The 21,254-nt window shown below is 58.6% G+C and carries 19 protein-coding genes; 5 read left to right on the forward strand and 14 right to left on the reverse strand.

From position 1 onward, the window contains the following. Entirely contained in the window at positions 1 to 4,944 is a 4,944-nt protein-coding gene (locus EnteroDNA1_RS08285; RefSeq protein ID WP_069303176.1) for an alpha-2-macroglobulin family protein, read from the reverse strand. A 286-nt stretch (positions 4,945 to 5,230) separates the two neighbouring features. Between EnteroDNA1_RS08285 and EnteroDNA1_RS08290 the strand changes: the two genes are divergently transcribed. The 4 genes from EnteroDNA1_RS08290 to EnteroDNA1_RS08305 all read left to right on the forward strand — a co-directional run bounded on the left by EnteroDNA1_RS08290 (position 5,231) and on the right by EnteroDNA1_RS08305 (position 9,864). Next, positions 5,231 to 6,775, forward strand: coding sequence for a PTS transporter subunit EIIC (locus tag EnteroDNA1_RS08290; protein ID WP_064673763.1), 1,545 nt, complete (start codon positions 5,231 to 5,233; stop codon positions 6,773 to 6,775). Between the two features lie 12 nt (positions 6,776 to 6,787). After that, on the forward strand, positions 6,788 to 8,155 hold the full coding sequence (locus EnteroDNA1_RS08295; protein WP_045888293.1) for a 6-phospho-alpha-glucosidase: 1,368 nt from the start codon (positions 6,788 to 6,790) through the stop codon (positions 8,153 to 8,155). A 90-nt stretch (positions 8,156 to 8,245) separates the two neighbouring features. Further along, positions 8,246 to 9,094: a 3-mercaptopyruvate sulfurtransferase gene (sseA, locus tag EnteroDNA1_RS08300; protein WP_069303177.1), complete on the forward strand. Its 849-nt coding sequence runs from the start codon at positions 8,246 to 8,248 to the stop codon at positions 9,092 to 9,094. Further along, positions 9,094 to 9,864, forward strand: a complete 771-nt coding sequence (locus EnteroDNA1_RS08305) for a MurR/RpiR family transcriptional regulator (RefSeq protein ID WP_047652683.1) — start codon at positions 9,094 to 9,096, stop codon at positions 9,862 to 9,864. The genes sseA and EnteroDNA1_RS08305 overlap by 1 nt, the downstream gene beginning before the upstream one ends. A 17-nt stretch (positions 9,865 to 9,881) precedes the next feature. On the opposite strand, the gene sseB is transcribed toward EnteroDNA1_RS08305, so the two are convergent. From sseB to trmJ, 11 genes are all read right to left on the reverse strand, one after another. Further along, positions 9,882 to 10,658: an enhanced serine sensitivity protein SseB gene (gene sseB, locus EnteroDNA1_RS08310; RefSeq protein ID WP_023333036.1), complete on the reverse strand. Its 777-nt coding sequence runs from the start codon at positions 10,656 to 10,658 to the stop codon at positions 9,882 to 9,884. Positions 10,659 to 10,768: 110 nt separating this feature from the next. Beyond that, entirely contained in the window at positions 10,769 to 12,055 is a 1,287-nt protein-coding gene (gene pepB / locus EnteroDNA1_RS08315; RefSeq protein WP_064673766.1) for an aminopeptidase PepB, read from the reverse strand. Between the two features lie 60 nt (positions 12,056 to 12,115). Further along, positions 12,116 to 12,316 carry a Fe-S cluster assembly protein IscX gene (gene iscX / locus EnteroDNA1_RS08320; protein ID WP_003860650.1) on the reverse strand — a complete coding sequence of 67 codons (201 nt, stop codon included), beginning with the start codon at positions 12,314 to 12,316 and terminating at the stop codon, positions 12,116 to 12,118. Position 12,317: 1 nt separating this feature from the next. After that, positions 12,318 to 12,653 carry an ISC system 2Fe-2S type ferredoxin gene (fdx, locus tag EnteroDNA1_RS08325; RefSeq protein WP_003860652.1) on the reverse strand — a complete coding sequence of 112 codons (336 nt, stop codon included), beginning with the start codon at positions 12,651 to 12,653 and terminating at the stop codon, positions 12,318 to 12,320. Position 12,654: 1 nt separating this feature from the next. Beyond that, positions 12,655 to 14,505 carry a Fe-S protein assembly chaperone HscA gene (gene hscA / locus EnteroDNA1_RS08330; protein WP_048978841.1) on the reverse strand — a complete coding sequence of 617 codons (1,851 nt, stop codon included), beginning with the start codon at positions 14,503 to 14,505 and terminating at the stop codon, positions 12,655 to 12,657. Between the two features lie 14 nt (positions 14,506 to 14,519). Beyond that, complete coding sequence (gene hscB / locus EnteroDNA1_RS08335; protein ID WP_024908642.1) at positions 14,520 to 15,035, reverse strand: co-chaperone HscB; 516 nt, start codon at positions 15,033 to 15,035, stop codon at positions 14,520 to 14,522. 79 nt (positions 15,036 to 15,114) lie between these two features. Beyond that, on the reverse strand, positions 15,115 to 15,438 hold the full coding sequence (iscA, locus tag EnteroDNA1_RS08340; RefSeq protein ID WP_003860659.1) for an iron-sulfur cluster assembly protein IscA: 324 nt from the start codon (positions 15,436 to 15,438) through the stop codon (positions 15,115 to 15,117). 13 nt (positions 15,439 to 15,451) lie between these two features. Beyond that, the gene (iscU, locus tag EnteroDNA1_RS08345) at positions 15,452 to 15,838 is read right to left on the reverse strand and encodes a Fe-S cluster assembly scaffold IscU (RefSeq protein ID WP_003860661.1); all 387 of its coding nucleotides are present in this window, start codon (positions 15,836 to 15,838) and stop codon (positions 15,452 to 15,454) included. Between the two features lie 24 nt (positions 15,839 to 15,862). Then, complete coding sequence (iscS, locus tag EnteroDNA1_RS08350) at positions 15,863 to 17,077, reverse strand: cysteine desulfurase (RefSeq protein WP_008502157.1); 1,215 nt, start codon at positions 17,075 to 17,077, stop codon at positions 15,863 to 15,865. A gap of 117 nt (positions 17,078 to 17,194) precedes the next feature. Next, entirely contained in the window at positions 17,195 to 17,686 is a 492-nt protein-coding gene (gene iscR, locus EnteroDNA1_RS08355) for a Fe-S cluster assembly transcriptional regulator IscR (protein WP_023308826.1), read from the reverse strand. A 215-nt stretch (positions 17,687 to 17,901) separates the two neighbouring features. Further along, a complete protein-coding gene (gene trmJ / locus EnteroDNA1_RS08360) occupies positions 17,902 to 18,627 on the reverse strand; it encodes a tRNA (cytosine(32)/uridine(32)-2'-O)-methyltransferase TrmJ (protein ID WP_033146224.1) in 726 nt (241 codons plus the stop codon). Between the two features lie 131 nt (positions 18,628 to 18,758). Between trmJ and suhB the strand changes: the two genes are divergently transcribed. Continuing rightward, complete coding sequence (suhB, locus tag EnteroDNA1_RS08365) at positions 18,759 to 19,562, forward strand: inositol-1-monophosphatase (protein WP_023308828.1); 804 nt, start codon at positions 18,759 to 18,761, stop codon at positions 19,560 to 19,562. 40 nt (positions 19,563 to 19,602) lie between these two features. On the opposite strand, the gene EnteroDNA1_RS08370 is transcribed toward suhB, so the two are convergent. Further along, entirely contained in the window at positions 19,603 to 20,583 is a 981-nt protein-coding gene (locus tag EnteroDNA1_RS08370; protein WP_069303178.1) for a nickel/cobalt transporter, read from the reverse strand. Further along, complete coding sequence (locus tag EnteroDNA1_RS08375) at positions 20,574 to 21,212, reverse strand: DUF1007 family protein (RefSeq protein WP_033146226.1); 639 nt, start codon at positions 21,210 to 21,212, stop codon at positions 20,574 to 20,576. The genes EnteroDNA1_RS08370 and EnteroDNA1_RS08375 overlap by 10 nt, the downstream gene beginning before the upstream one ends. Positions 21,213 to 21,254: the final 42 nt, after the last annotated feature.

Raw genomic sequence — 21,254 nt, forward strand, 5'->3', positions numbered from 1 at the left:
TTACGGAACAACAATCAGCGGGCCGCTGGCCGCCCCCGTTGCCCGCCACTGCGGAACGTACATAGACTCCACCATCGGGACCGGCACCTGATAAGTTCCCGGCGTCACGGCGCGGGCCAGATAGACCAGCGTGACCGGCTGACCTTCGTTTACCGGCACGGCAGCCACAAAGCGGTCGTCACGGAATTCCATATGCTGAATGTCCGCCTGCTGCATCTGGCTGAGCAGGTTCTGTACCTCACTGCCGCTGTCCTGCAGGCTGGCGCTGCTGCTCGCCAGGTTCTGGTTTTCCAGCTCCAGACCCGCAGGGAGCAGATCCACCACCAGCGCATCCGGCACGTTCTGGCTGGCTTTAACGTCCAGCCACACCAGCACCAGCTCACCGCTCTTCAGCGAGGAGAGCGATTTACTGCTGCCGTCGGTTGCCAGGATATGACGTTCAACCTGCAGCACGTTCGCGCTCGGCTGAGGGGCATATTCCGGATAACCGGTGCTGTCCAGGCGTACCCACAGCGGCGCTGTACCGGTGTTAGTCACCTGCAGCGCGCCAAGCTGGTCGCCGCTCACGTTTTGCACCAGTGACTTATCGCCGCCTGATGCGGCCTCAGACAGCGAAGTTTTCGCCTGCCACGTACCAGACAGGGTTTGCAGTGAGCGTCCGGCCAGGAACAGCGCATTGCTCTCCTGCGTTGACAGCCAGCGCTGGCTGAAGGCCTGTTCAGACAGAGCATTCAGCAGCGTATTTTGCGCATCCGGCAGCAGCTTGTACTCCTCCAGAAGAGAGAGCATCAGCGCGTTATCGCGAAGCTGGCTGCCGTAATCGGCCATCCAGTTTTTGCTGTCGTTGCGCGGGGTTTTGAGCGCCAGATCCAGCGCCTGCTGGCTGCGCGGCGCATCGCCCATCAGTTTGAGCGCCATGCCCAGCTGCATCAGCGGAAGTCCGGAAGCCGCCTGCCCGTGGCGATCCCAGATTTCACGCAGCGCGCCCAGCGGCGCTTTTTGCTGACGTGCCAGCACCAGCGCGGCATAGGCCTGCACGGCAAACTTGCTGGCCTGAGTATCGTCGCTGTAGCGAATGGACATCATGCCCGGATCCTGCAGGTAGCGCAGCAGGCGGTTATTGGCGTTATTCACCGCATCGACGGGTACGCTGTAACCCTGCTCGCCCGCGCGCACCAGGAAGTCGGTCACGTAGGCCGTCAGCCAGTACTCTTCCGGACCGTTTTTATCCCATAGCGCAAAACCACCGTCTTCACGCTGCATCTGCAGCAGACGGGAGATGCCAATATCAATCGCTGCACGGCGCTTGTCATCGGTGTCGCCCTTGATGCCAAGTGCAGTCAGCTGCGCCGCGTTGGTGTAGAGCGACGGGAACAGGCCACTGGTGGTCTGTTCCAGGCAGCCATACGGATACGCCTGCAGCTCGCGAATATAGCGCGCCAGGTTAAGCGGTGGTTTGCCGCTCAGCAGCAGTTGCCCCTGCAGGGTAGCAGGAGAGAAACCGTTACTATGCTGCACCGGTGCGGTCCAGGACTCGCCGGGGTTCAGCATGGCACCGGTATTCACCGTCTGCGCCGGGAATGCCGGACGCACGCCGATTTTCCAGCTCTTCTGCTGCGGCGCAAAGGTCTCACCCGGAAGCTGCAGGCCCGTAACCTGAGCCGTCACCTCACCATCACCATAACCCTCCAGCGCACGCACCGGAATAAACAGGGTGCTGCGCGCGCCAGGAGACAACTGAACCGGCTGCGGCTGCGAGCCTTCCAGCGACAGTTTTCCTGTCGCGGTCAGGGCGACATTCAGCGTTTGCGGCTTGTCCGTCAGGTTGGTGAGGTCCAGCGTCAGCCTTGAGGTGTCCCCGCTTGCCAGGAAGCGCGGCGTGTTAAGCTCGGTAATGACCGGCGCAGCCACCACAACCTTGCTTTCGCTGCTGCCGAAATCGTCTTCCGTCCAGGCCTGCGCCATCAGACGCAGCTCGCCGTTGAAATCACCAATCGGCAGCGTAATCGTGCCTTCTCCGTTGGCATCCAGCGTAACCGGCTGTGCCTGCTGGGCAATAATGGTGACGTGGTTCACCGGCGGCTTACCGCCGCGCTTCAGCTCATCACCGTCACCACCAAAGCGCAGCGCGGCCAGGCGGCCCTGCCCTTCGATGACCTGGCCGTAGATATCGTAGATATCCGCGCCGTAGCGTTTCTGACCGAAGAAAGCCTGCCACGGATCGGGCGTAACGTAATCGGTGATGTTCAGCACGCCGCTGTCAACCGCCGAGACCAGTACGTTCACTTTCTGCCCCTCTTTCACGCTGGCTTTCACCTTCACAGAGAGCGTCTGGTTTGGACGCATTTTCTGCGGGTTATCGAGCGCAATGTTCAGACGACGATTTTCATCGCCCATCGGCAGATGCAGCAGGCCGATCGCGCGTTTCGGCGTGGCGGATTTCGATTTATCCCCAGGACGAACCACCAGCGTACTCAGGTAGAGATCGTGACGTTTCCAGGCTTTGTCGACCGGGATAGCGAGATCAAGCCCGTTTGCCGGTACGTCGATCTCTTTCCACCACAGCGGCCCTTCGCTGGACTCGATCATCGCATAGCCCTTACCTGCTGCCGGGGCTGCAATGTGCAGGTTAATGGTATCGCCTGGCTGATAGGCTGGCTTATCCAGTTTCAGCGTCACGCGGTCAGGACGTGCAGCCCCGGTGCCGTCGCTGTTATCCTGCCAGCTGTAACCTGCCCAGAAGCGCACGCTGCTGACCATCTCATCAGGCGCTTTAACTTCCAGACGGTATGAGCCCCACTCCACCGGGAAGGTGACTTTACCCGTCTCGTCGGCCTTGAGAGTCAGCTCCTGCTCGCCTTCAACCAGATCCTTCTGATCGAACTGAGACTGCCAGCCCTCGCTCTCAGACCAGTTCCAGAAGTAGTCGCGGCGCTCACGGATCAGGCGTACCTGTAAACCGGAAACCGCCTTTTTCGCTCCGCTGGCATCGGCATAAACGATGTCGAAGCTGGCGTTGCCGTTCTCGTCAACAATCGGTTGGTTGACGGTGGTATCGGTGCGGTAGTCGTAAACGGCTTTACTGGCGAACTGAGGGCGGATACCCGGCAGCTCAGCCGCTGGCCAGATGGCCTGCTCAGCGCGACGCGTCACCGGACGGCCGCCGGACTCCAGCAGGCTGGCCTGCAGGATCAGCTGCAGCGGAGAGTGGACCTCTTTCCACTGGCTTTCGGTGGTTACCTGCCCACGCCCCTGCTCATCCAGCGTAAGCTGAACTTCATCCAGACTGCGGCTCAGGTTCTCCTCAGCGATATCGCCAAACTGGAAGCCCGGCAGCGCAGCCACCGCGTCACGCAGCGGACGCAGGAAAAGCTGGCCCTGCAGAGAATTACCGTTGGCCGGTGCGCCATACAGGTAATAGCCCACCACGTTAAAGTCCACGTTATCCTTCGGTGAAACCGGCGTTTTTTGTCCGCTCAGGTTGAGCGCCATACGCTCGGGCATGAAGTCTTCGACGTGGAAGTCCCACAGGCGCTGCAGGTTATCGCCCGTGTTGGCGCGGATATGCCACATACCGGTCTGCGCCCCGCTGTCCAGCGGATAGTTAAAGCGATAGAGCCCGTTCTCTGGCTTGACGACAATCGTACGCGCAACCTGTCCATCCGGGCGCAGCACGTCAAGTTTTACGGGCTGATCGGGAAGCGGCTTACCGTCACTGTCGCGCAGTAAGCCGTTGAGGATCACCGTTTCACCCGGACGATAGAGATCGCGCGGGCCAAACATGAAGAATTGCTTGCTGTAGCCGGGGCGACCGGCAATATCGAACTCCGCCAGATCCAGCGCCGGAAGCTTGAGGTCAAGCAGCGTGGTCTGGCCGTCTTTGCTCGCCAGAATCAGCGCGGCTTCTTTGTCCGTTTCAAGCTTCGCATGACCGTCGGCATCGCTCTTCGCCTCGGCGAGAGTCTGGCCTTTATCGTTCAGCAGCGTGACGGTCACGCCGGACTGCGCCGCACCGTTTTCCAGACTCTGAGTGAAAATATCCAGGCGGTTATGGTAACGGTGAGCGGACAGGCCAATATCGCTTAGGGTAAAGAGCGTTGCGGCGTTGCTGTAGTTGTAGTGTCCAGCCTGGTTCATGACCGCGATATAAACGCCAGACTGCTGGAGCGGTTTAATATCCTTCAGGGGCAACAGCAATTTTTCGCGCGTATTGCGCGCCGGATTAAGATCGAATCGACCGGTGTAAACCAGCTCCGCCATCTTCAGCAGGTTATCGGATTCCCAGTTGGTCAGCGAGTTACGGTACTCCCACTGGCTGACTAGGGAGGCCAGCGATTCCGGCTTCACGCGGTAAAAGTTGACATCAACATTGTTGACGTTGAGCGCCATCACCGGCAGACCTTCCACCACCTTGCCCGGCAGCAGCGAGCCGCGGCTGGCAAAACCAACGGTGGGTTCAATGTCCCGGGTGGTCAGGGCTTTTTCATAATCAATGCCGAACGTCGCCTTGTTCAGCGCCTGCAGGTCACGTTCAACGGTGACGACCAGGTTGCGGTTAGGCTCCAGATGGCGCAGGCGAAGCTCTTTCAGGTTAGGCGCAAGTTCCCACGCCCCGTCAACCTTGCCGCTTTTCTTGTCCACGACATGCACCGTTTTGGCGAAATCCTGATCGGGATTCAGCGGAACAGAAAAGGTCAGCACCAGCGTGGCGGCACCGTCGAGCTGAACTTCTGAGGTATCCAGCAACGTCAGCGCTTTTCCCTGAGTCTGGGCAGCCAGTTTAGCCAGCGTTTCAGCATTGGGCTTTTCCGCGGCTTTCGATGTGGATGCGGTGGATGCCGCGGGAGCCGCAGCCTGAGTTTTATCGTCGCTGTTATCACAGCCGACAAGCGTAAACGTGGTGAGCAGCGCAAGAGAGAGCGCGGCTAAGCGAAACGGTTTCATCCTTTGTCCCTGGCCCAAGGAGCCTGTTGGTCGTCGTCCGGATAAGTATTATCCGCAAGTTTCATTAATTCAAAAAGGCCAATTTTAAAATCTGGAAAGCGCCTCGCAGAACGGCATCACGCCGCTACGCCGTGATGGAACCGCGATCACAGCACATAACGTCACATGTTACCTTTCAAGTCATTTGTTTTTAAAACAAGAGGATAGCTGGCTAAGCTCGCCCGAAGGCTGCTAGTTTTATGACCATGACGCACCCCGAGTGCGCGGTTCAAAAAGAGAGAAAGCCATGAAACGAGCCGTGAACGCCCTACAAAATTTCGGAAAATCATTGTACGGACCGGTACTTATCTTACCGATCGTCGGTCTGTTTATCGCCTTTGGTAACGTGCTGGGTAACGGTAACCTCGCTGAATACCTGCCGTTTCTGGGCCATCCGCTGATTCAGCACCTTGGTCAGCTTATCGCGAAATCTGCCGTGTCGGTGCTGGTCAACCTGGCGCTGGTGTTTGCCGTCGGGATCCCGATTGGTCTGGCGACGCGGGATAAAGGCTATGCCGCGCTGATTGGTCTGGTAACCTTTGTCGTGTTCATCAACGCCATGAACGTCACGCTACAGCTGCAGGGCGCGCTGGCGCCAGCGGCCCAGATGAAAGCGGCCGGGCAGACCATGGTGCTGGGCGTGCAGGTGCTGGAGATGGGCGTTTTTGCCGGGATCCTAACCGGGGCGCTCTCCGGATATCTGTACAACAAATACTCCGGCGTACAGTTTAACGGCGCGATGGCAATTTACTCCGGCCACTGTTTTGTCGCCATCGTCATGCTCCCCGTCTCCATGCTGCTCGGCGTGGTGATGAGTGAACTGTGGCCGTATGCCCAGCACGGCATTAGCGCCCTGGCGCTGGCCATCAAAGGCTCCGGGCCGTTGGGCGTGGCAATCTACGGTTTCCTGGAACGTATTCTGGTCCCCACCGGCCTGCACCATCTGGTTTATACCCCGTTCCTCTATACCGAGCTGGGCGGCACGCAGGAGGTGTGCGGCGCAACCTATCAGGGCGCGCGCAATATCTATTTCGCCGAGATGGCCTGCCCGGACGTGAAGCAGCTCAGCAGCACCGTGGTGTGGGACGCGCGCGGCATCAGCAAGATGTTCGGCCTGCCTGCCGCAGCCCTGGCGATGTATATGACCGCAAAGCCGGAGCGTAAAGCCATTGCGAAAGCCATTCTGATCCCGGCGGCGCTGACCTCGCTGCTGGTCGGCGTGACCGAGCCGATTGAGTTCTCCTTCCTGTTCGTCGCTCCGCTGCTGTTCGTGGTGCACGCGGTGCTGACCGGCATCGGCATGATGCTGTTCTCGCTGCTGGGCGTTCACGCCATCGGTGCCAACGGGATTATCGACTTCATCCTGTACAACCTGCCGCTCGGCACGGAGAAGTCCAACTGGCCGATGTACATCGTGGTCGGGCTGATCATGTTTGCCCTCTACTTCGTGGTGTTCCGCTTCCTGATCCTGCGCTTCAACATGAAAACGCCGGGCCGTGAGGATGACGATCGGGAAACGCGCCTCTACAGCAAGCAGGAGTACCAGGCGAAGGGCAATAACGACGGGCTGGGCGAATCCATCGTGACGGGTCTGGGCGGCCGGGAAAACATTGAGGTGGTGGACAACTGCTACACCCGCTTACGCGTCACGGTGAAGGACGTCGCCATTATCGACGAGCCGCGGCTCAAGGCGACCGGCGCGAAAGGGATTATCAAACAAGGTAACAACGTTCAGGTGGTCTACGGGCTGCACGTCAAAAAAATGCGAGAAGCCGTTGAGACGTTTCTCTGAAAGGAGCTAAAGATGTTTACACCCCCATTTATTTTGTCGATTGCCGGCGGCGGTAGCACCTACACGCCGGGCATTGTGAAAAGCCTGATGGTGCGCCTGCAGGATTTCCCGCTGGCCGAAATCCGCCTTTATGACATCGACGAGGCGCGCCAGAACACCATTGCGCCCGTCGTCGAGAAGGTCATTCGCGACCACAGTCAGAGCATCAAATTTACCGTCACCAGTGATCCGGAAGTGGCGTTCAGCGGCGCGCATTTCGTCTTCGCCCAGATGCGCGTCGGCCAGTACAAGATGCGCGAGCAGGATGAGAAGATCCCGCTGCGCCACGGCGTGGTCGGTCAGGAAACGTGCGGACCCGGCGGGCTGGCCTACGGGCTGCGCACGATCCTGCCGATGGTGGAACTTATCGATCTGGTGGATCGCTACGCGCACGAGAAGGCCTGGATCGTGAACTACTCCAACCCGGCAGCGATCGTCGCGGAGGGTGTGCGCCGCCTGCGGCCAAATGCGCGGGTGCTGAACATCTGCGATATGCCTGTCGCCGCGATGCGCAATATGGGGGCGATTCTGGGTGTCGATCGCCGCAGGCTGGAGGTGGACTACTTCGGCCTGAACCACTTCGGCTGGTTTACCCGCGTGCTGGTGGACGGCGAAGACAAGCTTCCCGAACTGCGTAAACATATCGCGAAGTTTGGCCTGCTGACGGAAGATGCGGCTAAAACCGATCCGCAGCATTCCGATCCATCATGGGTCAAAACCTGGCGCAACATTAAGCCGATCATGGACAACTTCCCGGAGTATCTGCCGAACCCGTATCTGCAGTACTACCTGATGCCGAACCAGATCGTGGAGCATCAGAACCCGGACTATACCCGCGCCAATGAAGTGATGGACGGGCGCGAGAAAAAGCTGTTCGCCGCTGCCGAAGAATACAAGCGCACCGGGATCCTGCCGGACGCCTTCCACGTAGGCGTCCACGGCGAGTTTATCGTCGATGTCGCCTGCTCGCTGGCCTTTAACCTGCGGAGCCGCCATCTGGTGATGGTGGAAAACCGCGGGGCGATTACCAACCTGCCTTACGATGCCGTGGTGGAGGTGCCCGCTTATATCACCTCCGAAGGCCCGGAACCGATTCGCGTCGGTCAGGTGCCGCTGTTCCATCAGACCCTTTTGCAACAGCAGCTCGCCTCTGAACAACTGCTGGTGGAGGCCACCATCGAGGGCAGCTATGAGAAAGCCCTGCAGGCGTTTACCCTCAACCGCACCGTGCCGACCATGGAACACGCGAAAGCGATTCTGGATGAGATGATCGAGGCCAACCGCGACTACTGGCCTGCGCTGCAAAAAGCCTGGCAGGACGGCGAAACGGTGAAAAAATAGGGGCTTGCTCGCGAGTTGAACGTGGTTTGCTTGTCGGTGTCAGAAAAAACACCGACAATCCTTTTTTACGGAAAAGAATGGAGGCAACCCATGTCCACCTCATATTTTGTCGCCGCCGACTGGCTGATTGAGCACGGTGACGATCCGGAAGTTCAGATTATTGACGCGCGTATGGCCCCGGCCGGGCAGGAACACCTTCGCGATATGGTCGCGGAATACCGTGCCGGACATCTGCCTGGCGCGGTATTTTTTGATATCGAAGCCCTCTCCGATCGCAACTCTCCCCTGCCGCACATGCTGCCGCGCCCGGAAGCGTTTTCTGTGGCGATGCGCGAGCTGGGCGTCAGCAAAGACAAACACCTCGTTGTTTATGATGAAGGTAACCTCTTCTCCGCCCCGCGCGCGTGGTGGATGCTGAAGAACTTCGGCGTGGAAAAAGTCTCTATTCTGGCGGGCGGGCTGGCGGGCTGGAAGCGCGACGAGCTGCCGCTCCAGCAGGGTGACGTGACGCTGCCGGAAGGCGAGTTCGACGCCACGTTCGACGCGCACGTGGTGAAACGCCTGACCGACGTGCTGGTCGTGAGCCATGAAAAAACGGCGCAAATCGTCGATGCCCGTCCTGCTTCGCGCTTCAATGCCGAAGCGGATGAACCGCGTCCGGGGCTGAAGCGCGGACATATTCCGGGGGCGCTGAACGTTCCGTGGGGCGATCTGGTGTTTGAGGGCGAGCTGAAAACCACCGACGAGCTGCGGGCCATTTTTGACCGTGCTGGCGTGGATTTACATCGTCCGATTATTGCCAGCTGCGGCTCCGGCGTAACGGCCTGCGTGGCGATCCTGGCGCTCGCCACGCTCGGAGCGAGCGACGTCACGCTCTACGACGGCGCCTGGAGCGAATGGGGTGCGCGGGACGATCTGCCGGTCGAACCCGCGAAATAATGGATAACCGCCTGGCCACGCTGTTAACGCGCGGGGCGTCGCTGACCCGCGCGGAGTATCGCGTCCTCGCCCACCTCACGGAGCACCCGCTGCTGGTGGGCAACATCACGGTACGCGAGCTGGCGCAGGCGACGTTTGTTTCTACAGCCACCATCATGCGGCTGTGTCAGAAGCTGGGGTTCAGCGGCTTTAGCGAGTTTATCTGGCACTGCAAGCAGCTGCTCTCCGACACGCCGCATATTGCCGCCCAGGGGCAGTCGCTTCCTGAACTCCCGGCGCTGTTTAATCAGTTTATCGCCAACTATCAGCACACCTTCCAGTGGGTCACGCAGGAAAAGCGCCAGCAGTTTGCCGACCTGCTGCGCCAGAAAGAGAGCTTCTTTCTCTACGGGGCCGGGTTTTCCTATCTGTTTGCGGAGTACCTGACCAAGAAGCTGCAGGTGCTGGGCAAAACGGCGTTTATCTCCGGGCCGGGGGACAGCCGGAATATTTTCCTCAGCAACGCCGCCCGCTATCAGGTGTTTATTGCCGTCTCGCGCAGCGGCGAAACGGAGCAGGTGCTGGATAAAGCGCGGATTGCCAAAAACGTCGGCATGACGATCGTCGCGTTTACCCGCGCCTCGGCCAACACGCTGGCGGGGATGGCGGACGTGCACTTTGCCCTCTATGACGAAGCGGTGCACTTTGCCGCTGAAGCCGCGGGGGTGACGTCGTTTGAGTCGAATCTGGTGCTGCTGATGGATTTACTGCTGCTGGAAGCAACGGGGTGATATTCACCCCGCCATAATCAGATGATGCGGTTGGTTTTGAGATCGCGCAGGAAGCCGCCCCAGCGACGCTCGTAGAACGGGGTGATGTGCTCGGTAATAAAGTGGCTGATGCCCTTCTCGCCGTTCTTCACCTGGCAGATATCAATCGGCTCGTCGCCCGGCAGCGTGTCGGTCGCCACGCTTCCCGCGGCCTGAATGATATCGTCGATATCGCCGTCCGCCTCAATACCAATCAGCAGAACCGGATGCTCGTCCGCGCGCTCTTTAATGGAGCAGAGAAACGCGCGTCTAACCGGTTTCAGGGTTTTGAACAGCGTCGTCAGGGAATCAATCATCTGCGCGGGCGGCTCGGCTACTTCAGACAGCAGCAGCGTTTCGCCCCCTTCCAGCACTTCCTGGGTGCTGAGCGGGTTGCCCTCTTCGCCAATCAGATGGCTGATTTCACGCGGCGTAAACTCTTTCCCGGTCGGCAGCTTCGCGTTAAGGAACAGCGTCTGGCCCAGCGTCATTTCAAACAGGGTACGCACCGGCATCACCACGAACGCCTGTTCGTCTTCTACCGCTTCCTGCAGGGCTTCCAGCGAGGTAAAGAACGGGATCACCGACGTGCCGTCGTCTTTCTCCCAGTGCAGCAGATCCAGCGCGCTGTCTTCGACAACCTGCTCACCTTCCGCCGCGGTGCCCGGCACCCAGACGGTGGATTCCAGCAGCGTGCGGAAAAATGCCGGACGGTGGGCGGGCTCGGTCGCCGCCTGCTCCAGCAGAGTTTCTAATTCGTTTTTGGTTTCGGACATAACAATTCCAGATGATGCATTTCCCCTCACCCCAGCCCTCTCCCTCAAGGGAGAGGGAGCAAACCATCCCCTCTCCCCTTGGGAGAGGGTTAGGGTGAGGGCAATAAAGATTACTCAGCCGTCAGCAGGTTCGCCACGGTACGCACGCCCAGACCGGTCGCGCCAGCGGACCACTGCTCAACCGCCGCTTTACGGTAGGTTGCGGAGCAGTCGATGTGCAGCCAGCCTTCGTGGTAGTTCTCAACGAAGTGGGACAGGAAGCCTGCCGCCGTGCTTGCACCCGCCGGGTACGCCGCGCTCGCGGTGTTGTTCAGCTCGGCAAAGTTGGACGGCAGCTGGCTGCGGTGGAACTCGGCCAGCGGCAGACGCCAGAACGGCTCGTTTTCCGCAGCGGCGCTTGCCAGCAGGCGAGCGGCCAGCTTGTCGTCAAAGCTGAACAGCGCGTGGTAGTCGTTGCCCAGGGCGGTTTTTGCCGCGCCGGTCAGGGTCGCCATGTCGATAATCAGCTCTGGCTTCTGGGCAGACGCGTCGATCAGGCCATCGGCCAGCACCAGACGGCCTTCGGCGTCGGTGTTCATCACTTCGACGTTTTTGCCGTTGCGATAGCGAATGATGTCGCCCAGCTTGAAGGCGTTACCGCTCACCATGTTGTCCGCGCAGCACAGATACAGCTTCACGCGCTTGTTCAGACCGCGGGTAATGGCGAACGCCAGCGCGCCGGTGATGGTTGCCGCGCCGCCCATGTCGGACTTCATGGAGTCCATGAACGCGCTCTGCTTCAGGCTGTAGCCGCCGGTATCGAAGGTGATGCCTTTACCCACCAGGCATGCAAAGACCGGCGCCGCTTTATCGCCGGTTGGGTTGTAATCCAGCGCCAGCAGGACCGGAGGACGCTCAGAACCACGGCCCACGGTGTGGATGCCCATGTAATTCTGCTCGCGCAGGTCTTCACCCTTGGTGATGCGGTAGGACATCTTGTCGCCCGCCACGCCGCACAGCAGGTCAACCGCGCGCTGCGCCAGCTGCTCAGGACCGAGCTCTTCTGCCGGGGCGTTGATGGTGTCGCGCACCCAGTCGATGATTTGCAGGCGGCTTTCCAGCTCTTTCTGACCGGCTTCGTCGAGGTTAGCCCACTCGATTTTGCGGGTGCCTTTCGGGCCTTTGTAGCCTGCCCAGAATGCCCAGCTGCGGTCGGTGTCCCAGCCTTCGCCTTCCAGGGAGACATGCTTAATGCCCAGGCCGTCAATTTTGCGGGCGGCGCGCTGGATCAGGCCGGTATCATCTTTGCCCGTCAGGTGCAGGGTAATGCCGTCGTTATTAATGCTGTAGGTGGCTTTCTCGCCCCAGCGTGCGTCAGCAGGCTGATTCGAGAGCGTAATCTTCATCGCTTCGGTCATTTTATTTTTCCTTATTAGCAACTAGCAAACGGGCCGCCTGAAGGCAGCCCGTTATGTTATTTATTCTGCTTCATCTAACCAGACTAACAGAATCGCCTCCAGAATTTTTTCATTGGATGCGTTTGGATCGTCGTCGAAATCCTCTAAATCGCAGATCCACTGGTGCATGTCGGTGAATCGTACGGTCTTCGGATCGAGATCCGGGTTCGCGTCGTAGAGCGCTTCGCCGATTTCACGGCTGTCTGTCCACTTCAGTCCCATATCAATGCTCGCGTGCGTGGTTGATGGTGTAGCGTGGGAACTCCACGACCAGATCTTCATCGGTCACAGCGGCCTGGCAGCTCAGGCGGCTGTCAGGCTCCAGACCCCATGCTTTATCCAGCATGTCGTCTTCGTCTTCGGTGCTCTCGGCGAGAGAGTCGAAACCTTCACGCACGATGCAGTGGCAGGTGGTGCAGGCACAGGATTTTTCACAGGCGTGTTCCACTTCGATACCTGCACGCAGGGCAACATCGAGAATGGTTTCACCGGTCTTCGCTTCCAGAACAGCGCCATCCGGACAGAGGTCCGCATGAGGCAAAATAACAATCTTTGGCATATTAAACCTCGTCCACGGACTGGCCTTTCAGCGCGACGCGGACAGATTTGTCCATGCGGCGAGCAGCAAAGTCCTGGGTTTGTTTATCAACGTTTTTAATGGCTTCTTCTATTGCGTCAGCGTCATTGCCTTCTGCTACTGCGCTTAAATGCGCGGCAGCGTCGTCAATCACCTGGCGCTCAGCGGCGCTTAACAGCGCGGCATCGGCAGCGAGCGCGCCGTTCAGGCTCTCCAGCACGCGGGCGGCTTCAACTTTTTGTTCAGCCAGCATACGCGCCTTCACATCCTGTTCGGCGTAGCTCATTGAGTCCTGAATCATGGAGGCGATTTCGCCATCGGTAAGGCCGTAGGACGGCTTCACCTGAATGGACGATTCCACGCCGGTCGATTTTTCCATCGCAGTGACGCTCAGCAGACCGTCCGCATCCACCTGGAAGGTGACGCGAATATGCGCCCCGCCCGCAGGCAGCGCCGGGATACCGCGCAGCGCAAAGCGCGCCAGAGAGCGGCAGTCCTGCACCAGCTCGCGCTCGCCCTGCATCACGTGGATGGACATCGCGGTCTGGCCGTCTTTGAAGGTGGTGAACTCCTGCGCGCGCGCCACCGGAATGGTGGTATTACGCGGGATCACTTTCTCTACCAGGCCGCCCATGGTTTCTAACCCGAGCGACAGCGGGATGACGTCCAGCAGCAGCATTTCGCTGTCCGGCTTGTTGCCGACCAGGATATCGGCCTGGATTGCGGCGCCCACGGCAACCACTTTGTCCGGGTCGATGGAGGTCAGCGGCGTGCGGCCAAAGAATTCGCCCACGCGCTCGCGCACCAGCGGCACGCGAGTCGAACCGCCCACCATGACCACTTCCAGCACCTCGTTCGCCTCAACGCCCGCATCTTTCAGTGCGCGACGGCAGGCCAGCAGGGTGCGTTTCACCAGCGGGGCAATCAGATCGCTGAACTGGTCGCGGGCGATCTCACCCTGCCAGCCCGCAACGTTTACGCTAACCGTCTGCGCATCGCTCAGGGCGATTTTGGCGTCGATGGCCGCATCCAGTAGTTCACGCTGCACGCGGGCATCGCTGCGATCGCTGATGCCCGCCTGCTCGCGAATATAATCCGCCAGCAGATGGTCGAAGTCATCGCCGCCCAGCGCGGAATCCCCGCCGGTCGCCAGCACTTCAAACACCCCGCGGCTCAAGCGCAGGATCGAGATATCAAAGGTACCGCCGCCGAGATCGTAAACCGCAATCACCCCTTCCTGACCGGAGTCGAGGCCGTAGGCAATCGCCGCCGCCGTCGGTTCGTTCAGCAGGCGCAGCACGTGCAGGCCTGCCAGACGCGCGGCGTCTTTGGTGCCCTGACGCTGTGCATCGTCAAAATAGGCCGGAACGGTGATGACTACGCCGTCCAGATCGCCGCCAAGCGTCGCCGTCGCGCGCGCCGCCAGCGCTTTAAGGATGTCGGAGGAAACGCGAATCGGGTTCAGCAGACCGGCCGCGGTCGCAATCATCGGCAGGCCGTTTTCACTGGCCTGCAGCTGATAAGGCAGATGCGGATAGCGGGTCTGAATATCGGCCAGAGAGCGGCCCATCATGCGCTTTACGGAGCTGATGGTGTTGGCCGGATCGCGCGCGGCGTTGGCGCGGGCGTCATAGCCGACCGCGTGACCCTGCTGCTGGTAGTGGACCACGGAAGGCAGCAGATGGCGGCCCTGCTCGTCAGCCAGCGTTTCCGCCTGGCCGCTGCGCACGGTCGCCACGAGGGAATTGGTGGTGCCCAGATCGATACCCACCGCCAGACGACGCTGGTGCGGTGCGGCACTTAAGCCAGGCTCACTAATTTGTAATAAGGCCATAATTGCTTCCGAAATTAAAAATCGAGCAGCTTTTCTTCGAGTTGTTCAGCACTGCTTCGCAGTTTATCGAGAAAACGGAGTTTGCGCACAGTGTCTGCCGCCACGTCCCAGGTCTCGTTGTTCAGTTGCTCCACCATCTGCTGATGGCGGGTATCGAACATGCCCTTCACGCGCGTGATGAAGCTTTCCAGACGCGCTTCGTCTTTGGCCTGTTCAATCTCATCCAGCTCTTCGCGAAGCTCCAGCTGTTCCATCAGAAAAGCGGTGTCGCGTACGGTATGCTGTTCGCTCGCCAGATCGAAACCGTGGAGCGAGAGCAGATATTCTGCACGCGCCAGCGGATGGCGCAGCGTCTGCCAGGCCTGGTTGATGGTCGCAGAGTGCGATACCGCGGCCAGCTGTTCTGCCTGAGTACCACTGGCGAATTTATCCGGGTGATACTGACGCTGAAGATCCTGAAAACGGATCGTCAGCGCCTGGAGATCAATCGGGTATTGAGCGGGTAGTCCGAAGAGAGTGAAGTAATCCATAACAATCTCAGGGGTAGCCTGTTAGAACAAACCCCACGCGCAGCAGGTAAGCCACGGTGGGGTTTCGGATGACGCGCGGTTAAACGTGGAAGCTTTCGCCGCAACCACACTCGTCTTTGACGTTCGGGTTCGTGAACTTGAACCCTTCGTTCAGGCCTTCTTTGACGAAGTCCAGCTGAGTGCCGTTGAGGAATTGCAGGCTTTTGCCATCGACCACCACCTTCACGCCCTTGTCTTCAAACACGGTGTCGTCAGACGCCGGCTCGTCAACAAACTCCAGTACGTAAGCCATACCAGAACAGCCGGAGGTACGTACGCCCAGTCGCAGGCCAAAGCCTTTACCACGGTTCGCCAGAAAAGAGCTTACTCGCGCGGCAGCGCTGTCGCTAAGGGTAATCGACATACTCAAACCTCAATTATTTTGCTTCACGTTTGCTTTTGTAATCCGCAATGGCGGCTTTGATCGCGTCTTCTGCCAGAATTGAACAGTGAATTTTCACCGGTGGCAGTTCGAGTTCTTCAGCAATATCCGTGTTCTTGATTGCCTGTGCTTCGTCCAGAGACTTGCCCTTCACCCATTCGGTAACCAGGGAGCTGGACGCGATAGCAGAACCACAGCCGTAGGTCTTGAAGCGCGCGTCTTCAATGATACCTTCATTGTTGACTTTAATCTGCAACTTCATCACGTCGCCACACGCCGGTGCGCCAACCATACCGCTGCCGACAGATTCGTCGCTGTTGTCAAAAGAGCCAACGTTGCGCGGGTTTTCGTAATGATCGATGACTTTTTCGCTGTATGCCATGATTGAATTCTCCTTATGTACCGATTAGTGATGTGACCATTCAATGCTGTTCAGATCCACGCCCTGCTTGAACATTTCCCACAGTGGAGAAAGGTCGCGCAGACGGCCGATGGAGTTGCGAACCAGCTTGATGGTGTAGTCAATCTCTTCTTCGGTAGTGAAACGACCTAAAGAGAAACGGATAGAGCTGTGCGCCAGCTCGTCGGTCATGCCCAGCGCGCGCAGCACGTAGGATGGCTCCAGGCTTGCAGACGTACAGGCAGAACCGGAAGAGACTGCCAGATCTTTCAGCGCCATGATCAGCGATTCGCCTTCAACATAGTTGAAGCTGACGTTGAGGATGTTCGGAGCGCCCTGCTCGAGATCGCCGTTCAGATACACTTCTTCCATATCTTTCACGCCGTCCCACAGACGGTTACGCAGCGTGCGCAGGCGCGCCATCTCGGTTTCCATCTCTTCTTTCGCAATGCGGTACGCTTCGCCCATGCCCACGATCTGGTGAACAGGCAGCGTGCCGGAACGCATGCCGCGCTCGTGACCGCCGCCGTGCATCTGTGCTTCGATGCGGATACGCGGTTTACGACGAACGTACAGCGCGCCGATCCCTTTCGGGCCATAAATTTTGTGGCCGGAGAAGGACATCAGGTCCACTTTCAGCTGGCTCAGATCGATAGGCAGTTTGCCCACGCTCTGGGTCGCGTCAACGTGATAGATGATACCGCGCGCGCGGCACATTTCGCCGATGGTCGCGATGTCCTGAACGACGCCGATTTCGTTGTTAACGTGCATGATGGAAACCAGAATGGTGTCATCACGCATGGCCGCTTCGAGCTCTTTCAGGTCGATGATCCCGTTGCTCTGTGGCGCCAGGTAAGTCACTTCGTAACCTTCACGCTCCAGCTGGCGGCAGGTATCCAGCACGGCTTTGTGTTCGGTTTTGCTGGTGATGATGTGCTTGCCTTTTTTCTGATAAAAGTTGGCTGCACCTTTGATCGCCAGGTTGTCGGATTCGGTCGCACCGGAGGTGAAAACAATCTCACGCGGGTCGGCACCCACCAGGTCGGCAATCTGATTACGGGCGATATCAACCGCCTCTTCAGCATGCCAGCCAAAACGGTGTGAACGGGAAGCTGGGTTACCAAAGTTTCCGTCCAGGGTCAGACACTGCATCATTTTCTCGGCAACACGCGGGTCCACCGGCGTGGTTGCGGAGTAATCGAGATAAATCGGTAATTTCATTGCTCTTTAAACTCCGTACATCGCTTCAATGCAAGGAATCAGGCAACCGGCTGGATGTACGACCGAGTACGCGGGGCGTGACCGCCCCGGCCTGATTCTGAAATCTTTATCGTTTTATTACGCGCGCAGTTTGACGTCGATAGCGTCCTGCGCGCGGGTGCTGCGTTGGGAATCCTGACCGTGCTGACGACCAGAGACATCCAGAACTTCCTGGTTATTGACCAGTTCACCCAGGGTGATGTTGTTCAGGAAGCCGGTGAGACGGTCGCTCAGATCGCGCCACAGCGCGTGGGTCAGGCACTTATCGCCGCCCTGGCAGCCGCCTTTACCCTGGCAACGGGTCGCGTCAACGGATTCGTCAACTGCGCTAATCACTTCACCAACTGCAATACTGCCCGCGTCTTTACCCAACAGATAACCGCCGCCTGGGCCACGAACGCTGGAAACCAGTCCATTTTTACGCAGTCTGGAGAACAGCTGTTCCAGGTAAGAGAGGGAGATCCCTTGTCGTTCAGAAATATCAGCCAACGGAACCGGGCCCGCTTCGGAGTTGAGCGCAACGTCTAGCATCGCGGTCACGGCATAACGCCCTTTAGATGTCAGTCTCATGTCTTACTTAACCTCAAACTCGCCCCTGCCCGGGGTTTTTTATTGTAAAATGGGGGTATTGCATAGCAGGGCCAAGTCTGACATTCCTGACTAAAATGGTCAACTATTTACTTGACTGTTTTAGTCAGGTATTTAACGTTCCGTGCCTTCAAAATCCCGGTGCGGCCTGATGCCCTCACCCCAGCCCTCTCCCACGGGGAGAGGGGAAATCGACACTACTCTTTATTCTTCTGCTCAATCGACGCCAGAATCCCGCGCAGGATGTTAAGCTCCTGGCTTTCCGGGCGCGCGCGGGTAAACATGCGGCGCAGCTTGTTCATCACCTGGCCCGGGTGGCCTTCACGAATAAAGCCGGTTGAGAGCAGCGTCTGCTCCAGGTGACCGTAGAAGCGCTCAAGGTCGTCCACCAGCGGGTAGGCCGTTTCTTCTTTAGGCTCTACCTGTTTCTCCTGCGTCGCCAGCCACGCCATACGCACCTCATAGGCGATAACCTGCACCGCCATCGCCAGGTTCAGCGAGCTATATTCCGGGTTAGCCGCGATGGCGACGTGATAATGGCACTTCTGCAGCTCGTCGTTGGTCAGGCCAACGCGCTCGCGGCCAAACACCAGCGCAACCGGAGCCTGTTCCGCTTCTGAGACGCTTTTCAGGCCGCATTCGCGCGGGTCCAGCATCGGCCACGGCAGCGTGCGTGAACGCGCGCTGGTGCCAACAACGAGGCTGCAGCCGGCCAGCGCTTCGTCAAGGGTATCGACGATCTGAGCGTTGCCGATCACGTCGCTGGCACCGGCCGCCAGGGCAATAGCCTGCGAGTCAGGTTTCACCAGCGGGTTAACCAGCCACAGGTTCGTTAAGCCCATGGTTTTCATAGCGCGGGCAACGGAGCCCATGTTGCCGGTGTGCGATGTTTCGACCAGCACGATTCGAATGTTTTGCAGCATAATTTTTAATGTCTGAATTAAGCGTCTGAAGAATATTCCGGCATATTATCATAAACGGGAGACATAATCCGATCCCACTGCTATACTCAGCGCCGATTTTCCTGTTCTTTAACATCCAGTGAGAGAGACCGATGCATCCGATGCTGACCATCGCCGTGCGCGCAGCGCGCAAGGCGGGTAATGTAATTGCCAAACACTACGAAACGCCAGACTCCGTAGAAACCAGCCAGAAAGGCAGCAATGATTTCGTGACTAACGTCGATAAAGCCGCAGAAGCGATTATTATCGAAACGATCCGCAAATCTTACCCGCAGCACACCATCATCACCGAAGAAAGCGGTGAACATGAAGGTACCGATCAGGATGTTCAATGGGTTATCGATCCACTGGATGGCACCACCAACTTCGTCAAACGCCTGCCACACTTCTCTGTGTCTATCGCAGTACGCATTAAAGGCCGTACTGAAGTCGCCGTTGTTTACGATCCAATGCGTAACGAACTGTTCACCGCTACCCGCGGTCAGGGCGCACAGCTGAACGGCTACCGTCTGCGCTGCAGCAACGCACGCGATCTGGACGGCACCATTCTGGCGACCGGTTTCCCGTTCAAGGCGAAACAGCACGCGACCACCTATATGAATATCCTGGGCAAACTGTTTACCGAATGCGCTGACTTCCGCCGCACCGGTTCTGCCGCGCTGGATCTGGCTTATGTAGCAACAGGCCGCGTTGACGGTTACTTCGAGCTGTCACTGAAGCCGTGGGACTTTGCTGCGGGCGAGCTGATCGCACGTGAAGCAGGCGCCATCGTGTGTGATTTCACCGGCGGCCATAACTATATGTCTACCGGCAACGTCGTTGCAGGTAACCCACGCGTTGTTAAAGCCATGCTGGCCAACATGCGTGATGAACTGAGCGATGCGCTGAAGCGTTAATCCCGGTCATTCCCTCTCCCCGTGGGAGAGGGAATCCCAACTAAAACGGCCGCAATCCTCTTCCCACCGGCATCGCGCTCATCCACATCGTCACCGCCGCAACCAGCAGAATCACCCCGCCCGCCAGCGCAAGCGTTGTCCACCCTACCTGCCGCCACAGCACCGGTGTTTTATTGCCGCTGAGTCTGACCGCAAGCTGACGGAAGCTGTGAACCAGCAGCGCTAAAGACGAAATGGTGAGAGACGTCCCTGCCGCCATCGCCAGCGCGGAGAGCATTCCCCAGCCAAACACGCCTATCACCTTGCTGAACAGCAGCACCATGATGGCCCCCGAACACGGGCGCATGCCCATCGAAAGAACAATCATCAGCCGCGCGCGCCAGTCGTCGCCGTTCTGCAATTGTTCCTGCGTGGGCAAATGCTGATGCCCGCAGCCGCAGTTTGCATCATGAACGTGGTGCGGCGTGAAGGTTTTGAATTTCGGTTTTTGCAGCAGCACGCGCAGCTTTTTCAGCGCCCGCCAGCAGAGGATCAGCCCCAGCACGCCCACCAGCGCGTAGCTCCCCTTCTCCAGCCAGAAACTGCTCATGTGCAGCTGGCGCGCGGGAAGCTGCAACAGCGAAAGCACGACTACGACGAGCGCAATCGCCACGCTGCCCTGAAGCAGCGAGGAGGCCAGCGTCAGCCCGATACTCGATTTCAGCTTCGACGGATGGGTGGCGAGCCAGGTCGTTATCACGATTTTGCCGTGCCCCGGCCCCAGCGCGTGCAGAACGCCATAGATAAAGCTGAACGCCAGCAGGGAACCACCCGCTTTGGCCGGGTTCTCCGCCACCGCCTTCAGCAGACCGCTCATCTGCTGGTTGACCTCACGCTGCCAGACGATGCTTTTCATCATGACCTGCGGCCAGGCCTGCCACAGCCAGAGTGAACCGCAAACTGCCAGCAGGAGAAAAAGCGCCAGCGGCCAGAGGTGCAGCCAGCGGCGCGGTTTCCGAACCGGAGAGGAGATCACTGACATTGTAACGTTACCTCCTGCGCGAACTGTTTACCCAACTCCATGTCCTCAGGCGGTGCATCTTCCTTATCAAGCGAGACCGCAAAGTTCAGCGTCTCCTCGCTGGGTTTCGGGGTGTGAACGCCAATTTTGCAGTTTTTTTGCAGAGCGTCCGGCAATCGTACGTCGCCGTCTTTGTCATAGCGCATATCGACATAGTAGGTCGGATCAAAAGTGGAAAACGTGTAAGTTTGCCCCGCCAGCGGCTGCGGATGCGCCAGCGGGAGCACAAACGTCAGCACCGCCTGATGCCCGTCACGCGTCATCCCGTATTCCGTTGGCCGGTTCAGAAATTTGACCTTTTGCCCGTTGTGCCAGAATTCCGTGAAGTAGTGCTGGCCGAGCACGTTGGCCATCACTTCCGCCGCCAGCTTTTTCCAGATTTCATCGCCGGGCTTCGCGTTTCCCGCATCATAGAGCAGATCGGCCGAGGTGATTTCATCCATCGTCCAGCGCATCTTCAGGCCGCTCAGCTGCGTGCCGTCGGTAACCAGCTCGGTCTGGAGGTCAATAAAACTGTGAGGGTGTGCGCTGGCGGTGAAGCTGATAACCGCCAAAAATAACGCCATCGCACTTTGTTTAACTGTTTGCATCAATTCCTCACGTCAAAAATTCTGTGATGTCCCCCAGCAATC

Source organism: Enterobacter sp. HK169 (assembly GCF_001719105.1).
Taxonomy (GTDB): domain Bacteria; phylum Pseudomonadota; class Gammaproteobacteria; order Enterobacterales; family Enterobacteriaceae; genus Enterobacter; species Enterobacter asburiae_B.